10 protein-coding genes are annotated in these 6,146 nt (G+C 46.4%); 6 read left to right on the forward strand and 4 right to left on the reverse strand.

Annotated features, from left to right (window positions below):
* Window positions 1-201: 201 nt before the first annotated feature.
* Window positions 202-549: a hypothetical protein gene (locus tag HA494_01870; protein ID NHV96526.1), complete on the reverse strand. Its 348-nt coding sequence runs from the start codon at window positions 547-549 to the stop codon at window positions 202-204.
* Window positions 550-611: 62 nt separating this feature from the next.
* On the reverse strand, window positions 612-2,009 hold the full coding sequence (locus tag HA494_01875) for a citrate transporter (GenBank protein NHV96527.1): 1,398 nt from the start codon (window positions 2,007-2,009) through the stop codon (window positions 612-614).
* A gap of 26 nt (window positions 2,010-2,035) precedes the next feature.
* On the opposite strand from HA494_01875, the gene HA494_01880 reads away from it, so the two are divergent.
* The 6 genes from HA494_01880 to HA494_01905 all read left to right on the forward strand — a co-directional run bounded on the left by HA494_01880 (window position 2,036) and on the right by HA494_01905 (window position 5,752).
* Complete coding sequence (locus HA494_01880) at window positions 2,036-2,569, forward strand: GTP-binding protein (protein NHV96528.1); 534 nt, start codon at window positions 2,036-2,038, stop codon at window positions 2,567-2,569.
* 3 nt (window positions 2,570-2,572) lie between these two features.
* Window positions 2,573-3,640 carry a hypothetical protein gene (locus HA494_01885; GenBank protein ID NHV96529.1) on the forward strand — a complete coding sequence of 356 codons (1,068 nt, stop codon included), beginning with the start codon at window positions 2,573-2,575 and terminating at the stop codon, window positions 3,638-3,640.
* A 59-nt stretch (window positions 3,641-3,699) separates the two neighbouring features.
* Window positions 3,700-4,419 carry a glycosyltransferase family 2 protein gene (locus HA494_01890; GenBank protein NHV96530.1) on the forward strand — a complete coding sequence of 240 codons (720 nt, stop codon included), beginning with the start codon at window positions 3,700-3,702 and terminating at the stop codon, window positions 4,417-4,419.
* Window positions 4,383-4,910, forward strand: a complete 528-nt coding sequence (locus HA494_01895; GenBank protein NHV96531.1) for a glycosyltransferase family 2 protein — start codon at window positions 4,383-4,385, stop codon at window positions 4,908-4,910. The genes HA494_01890 and HA494_01895 overlap by 37 nt, the downstream gene beginning before the upstream one ends.
* A gap of 64 nt (window positions 4,911-4,974) precedes the next feature.
* A complete protein-coding gene (locus HA494_01900; GenBank protein ID NHV96532.1) occupies window positions 4,975-5,223 on the forward strand; it encodes a hypothetical protein in 249 nt (82 codons plus the stop codon).
* Window positions 5,224-5,254: 31 nt separating this feature from the next.
* Window positions 5,255-5,752, forward strand: coding sequence for a hypothetical protein (locus HA494_01905; protein ID NHV96533.1), 498 nt, complete (start codon window positions 5,255-5,257; stop codon window positions 5,750-5,752).
* Between the two features lie 6 nt (window positions 5,753-5,758).
* On the opposite strand, the gene HA494_01910 is transcribed toward HA494_01905, so the two are convergent.
* Together HA494_01910 and HA494_01915 are read right to left on the reverse strand one after the other, a co-directional pair.
* Window positions 5,759-5,896 carry a hypothetical protein gene (locus HA494_01910; protein ID NHV96534.1) on the reverse strand — a complete coding sequence of 46 codons (138 nt, stop codon included), beginning with the start codon at window positions 5,894-5,896 and terminating at the stop codon, window positions 5,759-5,761.
* Window positions 5,883-6,146: histone deacetylase family protein (locus HA494_01915; GenBank protein ID NHV96535.1), on the reverse strand; the 264-nt coding region annotated here is incomplete at its 5' end. The genes HA494_01915 and HA494_01910, both read right to left, overlap by 14 nt.

Genomic DNA, 6,146 nt, shown 5'->3' on the forward strand with positions numbered 1-6,146 from the left:
GCCCCTCACTCGGCTAGATACTAGGCTTTAACAGACCGCGAATCCATCGATTGGAGTGAGGTCAAAACGGTTTAAATCTTGAACAAGACCACCCTAGCCACGTGTATTAAGCTGCTTACGTAAAGCGCTACCGCTAACCATACGTGGATTCTCCTCCAAAACCTAAACGGCTTCACTAACCTTATGCGAGTGTATAGGTACCTACCTATTAGACCGCTTAACCCGCAGACCGCCAACATCCACGTTGCCAGCCCAGAAGCCCACCAGGCCTGCAGGCAGCCCGGTCAGCAGATCGATACACTTGAACGGACTCCAGTATTTGAACAAGAAGGGTAGTCCTGCGTGGATAAACACCGCTGCTGAGCCGAAGCAGCTCAAATATATGTGGATCTTCAGAAGCAGCGGGCGCCAATGCGCTGCTCGCTTAAACGGTAGCCTCTTAACTACACTGTAGATCTGGGCTACGAGGAGCAGAATGGTCCCGAAGTATCCGAGCCTATACCCAAGCCAAGAACCACCTTTCAAATCCTTGAGCACATAAATCGGCATCGGTCTAGCTTAGATTTATGCGGAAGCAGCTAATTATTTCTCTAAGGGGAGGGGTTGATCGGTCAGGTGAAGAGGGTGAGTGAGAAGTATAGTATGGCTATGTTTAGTATCGTAACTGGGAGACCGATTTTGATGAATTCGAAGAATCCGAGGGTGTGTCCTCTGTTCTCAGCTTCCTCTACTATAATTAGGTTGCTTGCAGCACCTATCAAAGTGAGGTTTCCAGCTAATGTGCTTCCACCAGCTAAAGCGATCCAAGCGTATTTATCAAGCGGCTCATAGCCCGAAGCCTTCATGATAGGCAGGTAGAGCGCTACCATAGGTACGTTACTCAATAGTTGGCTGAGTAGGACGGAAGCAGCCAGTATTGCGAGGAGTGAAGTGGTTGGGTTACCTTTGCTTAAGGGTGGTAGGTAGGAGGATATTTGAGTGATGACACCAGCGTCCCAAACGGCTTGCATTAACACGAACAGCGAGGCGAACAAGACTAGGATGCTCCAATCGAGCTTCTTCAGAATTTCTCGCCTCCTGTTGGTTAAGAGTAGGAGGATCGATGCGCCGAGTAGAGAGACTTCGCTTATGCCGAACTGGGTCTTAAACCCTATGGTTTCGAACACATTAATCAGCACGATTCCAGCAACGGTTAGTGTGAGTAGGGTGGTTGTTTGCTTAGCGAGTCTTTGATCTGTTATCCTACTTTCTTTCAGCGAAGCCTCAAGATCTATAAGCTGGGTGAAGTTTTTTCTCGCAGATCTGAGCTCAGCTCGATAAAATAAGATTATGATGAGGCTTGTTAGAAGAAGGTTTGCTATGGTTGGTAGGAGGAGATAATGCACGAAGGTTATGACTGGCGCTGGCATTCCGCTTGTAAGTGCGATGAGTAGATTTTGAGGGTTCCCCATCGGGGTTAATGCACTTCCTATGGTGACTGAGAAGGCTAATGCTAGAAGAAGGGGCTTAGGTGATATATGCATCTTCCTAGCGAGTGAAAGCATAATCGGGGTACCCATAAGAGCGAGTGTGTCATTCATCAACACCGCTGCAGCTAGCCCGAAGACGAAAAATGTTAGGTAGATGACGTCCTCCGGCTTTTTAGCTTTCAAAAAGAGCTTTGCCGCTACATCTTCGAGCACGCCTGAAACATCCAAGGCGGTTACGAATGCGAACATGCTGAAGAGAAAGACTATCACCTCTAAGTTGATAGCTTTGTAAGCTTCTGAAACTTCGATTGTTCCTGTGAACACCATCGCGACCGCGCCGATAAGCATAATCGACCAGATAGGTAAGCCACGCCCTCTTATATTGCGAAAGGCAATCGCACCATATGTTGCTGCAAAGATCACTGTAGCCAATGTGTATTTGAGGTTGTCTGGTTGCAATTTCGCTGCTGGTAGGCTTCGAGTTATCAAAATATAAACGTAGTCGCCTGTGAATTCGGCTCTAGATGGATTTTTATACAAGCCCTTCTTATCGTGGATGGAGAAGGATGTTTGAGAGAACCTTTAAGGTAGTCTTCCTAGGCGATAGAGGGGTTGGAAAGACTACCCTCCTTTACAGAATTTCACCAGCGGCTTCTGGACCTGAGCACATCCCGTTTTTGAAAGCAAATATCTTGGAAAGGGATTTTACACTCTCAAAATACCTGTTTAAGCTACTCTTTTGGGAAATAGAACCCACAGCAACTAGAGAGGTTATCAACAAAATCTTCGCTGATGCGGATGCAATAGTTACACTATTTGATGTCTGTAACCTAGGAACCTTAGATGCGGCGGAGAAGCGGTATAATCTAATCAGCTTTTTGCGGAAACAATCTCGCTGGTTGGTTGGGAACAAGATTGATCTGGCTGAGCGCAGGACTGTTTTTGAAAGTGAGGCTACGAAGCTTGCTGAGAGATTGAACGCCAACTATATAGAGATCTCAGCTAAAACAGGCGACAATGTGGAAAAGTTTCTGGTATCGCTTCTCAAGGATCTGTTAAGAGCAAGGCTGGAGGAGATTGAAGTAACATTAAGGGTGTAGTGTTTGAGCAACACCTCTGCCTTCTTCCGTAGACGTGAAGTGCAAGATATTCTTAAAGCACTCATCGACAAAGAAATCAAAACCATCGAGCCCTCGCTGAGCTTCGATCTGGGAGTATGCTACGAAGCCATCAGCGTATCTATTAAAAAGGAGGAGAAAGAGATCATAGAGATACTTGAGGAGTTAGCTGACCGAGGAATTTTGGAGCGAGAAATAACAGGCAACATAGCAGTATGCCCAATCTGCGGCTCACATAAGCTAATGATGGAACTCTGCTGCCCCACTTGCAAAAGTAGGAGAATCGTTAAAGGCGGTATGATCGAACATATAAAATGCGGCTACGTAGACCTAGAGGAACTCTTCCGAAACGAAGACCGGCTTATCTGCCCAAAATGCGGCAAGACACTAACAATCATAGGTGTAGATTATAGAAAACCTGGTGTGGTCTATAAATGCTTGAGTTGCGGCACACTCACACCAACCGCTGAAAAACACTACATCTGCAACAAGACCCACCCCTTTGACGAACACAACATACTAATGAGGCCCATCGCATCATACACATTCAATCCCGAAAAGAGGGTACTTGTCGAAAAGGAGCTTATAGAATTTGATTCCGTGCTTGAAGGTTTTAGAGAGGTTGGGTGGATAGTTGAATCTCCAGCTATCGTCGAAGGTGAAAGCGGAGTTCAGCACCAATTCTCATTCAGCATATGGTTCCAGCCACGCCCTTCAGATGGAAGATGGCCTGATCTTGTCGCTGATCACTATGCTGAAGAAAATGAGGTTGAGTCGACAAATCTCTTAGCCTTTCAAGCGAAGGCGATGGATGTCCACTCTAAAGAGAAGATCCTGGTAGCTATGCCGTGCCTAGACAAGAATGCCAAGCTGTTGGCTAAGGGTTTCGGTATAACTACAGTAGAAGCAAGCACCGCAACTGAAGTAAAAGAGAAGTTAAAACAAGCCCTACTGGATATTAAGCAGAAGCGTAGTAGAGAGGGTTTAAAGGCAGAGAAAGAGGCGCTGGAAGAAGCTCTTAAAGAGCTAGGAGGCACACTAGATCGAACATAATGAAATATGCTCTAACACTAGCGCTTTCGGTAATAGTAGTGAGCTTTTTTCTAATTTTTGTGCTTAACCCCAGTTTCAACATCCTAGGTTTCTCTGTTTACGAGCTTCTATGGGTTCTCCTCATACCTATTGTCGTTGATGCGCCTCAAACGTTTGCGAAGGGGCTTATACTGCTTTACGGTAGGAACACCAAACCTACCTCTACCTGCCAACTTAAACCCCTCCCCCAGATTTCGGTAATAATACCTGCGCACAACGAAGGAGAGTATATTCAGAATACTTTGGAGAGTGTATTGGAAGACCCTTATCCAAACAAGGAGGTTATTGTGGTTGATGACGGCTCAACTGATGCAACCTACGTTAAGGCTATGATGTACGCTGACAACCAGAGGGTAAGGGTGATTAGGCGAGAAAAGGCCAGCGGGACAAAGGCGAGAGCCGTGAACTACGGCTTCGTCTTCACAAAAGGTGAGATAATAATCGTTATCGACGGAGATACCCTCGTCGAGAGAGGCGCTATACAAAAGATCATAGAGCCCCTCCATACAAGTGATGATGCAATAGCAGTCGCCGGAAACGTAAGAGTAGTTAACAAGGTCAACTTACTAACTAGGCTACAAGCCACGAATACCTTTGCAGCATGGAACTTGGGCGAAGATGGCAGAGCCTCTTCAGCGGCATACTCGTCATACCGGGCGCGTTCGGAGCCTTCAGAAGAGAAGTGTTCGAATCACTCGGCCGCATGCATCCGGATACGATTACCGAAGACTTCGACTTAACGGTTATGCTGCAGAAGGTCAGGAAGAGGCTGGTCTTTGCACCGGAAGCCGTAGCTTGGACACACGCACCTGAAGATTGGAGGGGTTGGATAAGGCAGAGGGTTAGGTGGGCGGTTGGACAGATCCAAGTGTATCGGAAGCATCTGAACATCCTCTTCAGAAGGAGGTTTGGATTATTCGGTTTATTTATTGTGCCTAATAGCATCTTTATGGACGTTGTTGCCTTGCTTCTAAGATTCGGCTGGGGTATTTACATCATCGCATCTTACACAATCGAGGTGCTTCTCAAACTCTCCCTTGTAATATTCGCTTTCTACCTTTTCCTAGAATTCTTCACCATCTTATTCGCAGCAGCGTTAACGCCTAGGAGAGAGGATGTGAAATACGCTATTCTTGCACCTATTATGGTCATCTTCTATAGACCCCTATACTCTATCGTCAGACTCTGGGCTTACTTGAAGGCTTTCTTAGGCCGGAGGGTTAGGTGGTGAAAGCTTTAATAAGAAGTTTAGAAGATTACCTTAGAACCAAAGGTGCGTTGTGAGAGGTGTTAACTTGCTTAAGAGCAAAGACATATTTGTTAAAGTTTATTCGCCTAACTCGCAGCTTGTAGAGTTCAGTATCTGCTTAAAGAATGTGCCAGGCGCTCTCGCCGAGGTCTCGAATCTACTAGCCAGCTTAGGAGTGAACATCTACTTAGGCTTCTTAAACTTCTACTCAGGTGAGGATAAAGGTAGGTGGGCGTTCATAGCTGAGCTTAAGGGGGGTAGGTGTCTCAGCAGAAGAGCTGGTAAATCGGATTAAAGGGTTAAGGAATGTTCTTGAAGTTGAATATATGCACGCCAAGTTCGACAGCCTACTTATAGATGTGATGCACTTTCCACTCCTTGTTATGGGTTTGAGAAGTTTCATCTTTAAAGTTGATACCTGGGGCAGTATAGCCGCCCATCTGCTGCAGCGGTTTGGGACAGGCGGGGCTGTTATACTCTATGAGATGGGCTTAAAGGCTGGAGAAGCACGTGCAAAAGAGGTTGTTGCTGAGGGTTTCAGCGGCTCGCTAGCGTTTGATGTGATTTTAGCTGAGCGTATTGGTCTCGGCTGGGGCATCCCTAAACTCCTTGAGTTTAACGAGAAGGAGGTAAAGGGGTCGCTGTTGGTGGAAGAACTCTTTGAATGCTTACCCTTTAAAGGAAAAGCAAAAGAGAGCAGAAGCCACCTTTTCAGAGGCTACTTAGTCGGGGTTATCCAACATCTCTTCAGCAAAAGGGTTAAGGTAGAGGAGGTTGAGTGCGTAGCAAAAGGAGATCAAGCATGCCTATTCAAGTTCGGGTGAAGGCGCTTACCTTAGTCCTCCTCTAAAGTGTATGCACTTCTCCGGATCCTCTGGGCAGAACTCTTTTGCGCCACAAGGGTGTATGGGTGCATCTGGGTCACATTCTTCTACACTAACAGCACCCTTCCCTTTACTGTGCCTCATTCTCCTCAAACCCCTTGATCAGATTATGTATTGCTCTGCCTAATTCTTCGCCCCGATACCCTCCTTCGAGTACGAAGAAGGTCGGTTTATTCAAGGTTCTTATGAGCATACCTATCTTTCTGTAGCTATCCTCGGTTAGGTTGAGGGATGCTAGGTCGCCTCTGTAGGTGTCGAATCCCGCTGAAACCGCTACCACCTCGAATCTATTTGCTTTCACACTAGCTAGGGCTTCGCTAAGTGTCTTCAAATA

This window comes from Nitrososphaerota archaeon (assembly GCA_011605775.1).
Taxonomy (GTDB): Archaea; Thermoproteota; Nitrososphaeria; order Nitrososphaerales; family JAAOZN01; genus JAAOZN01.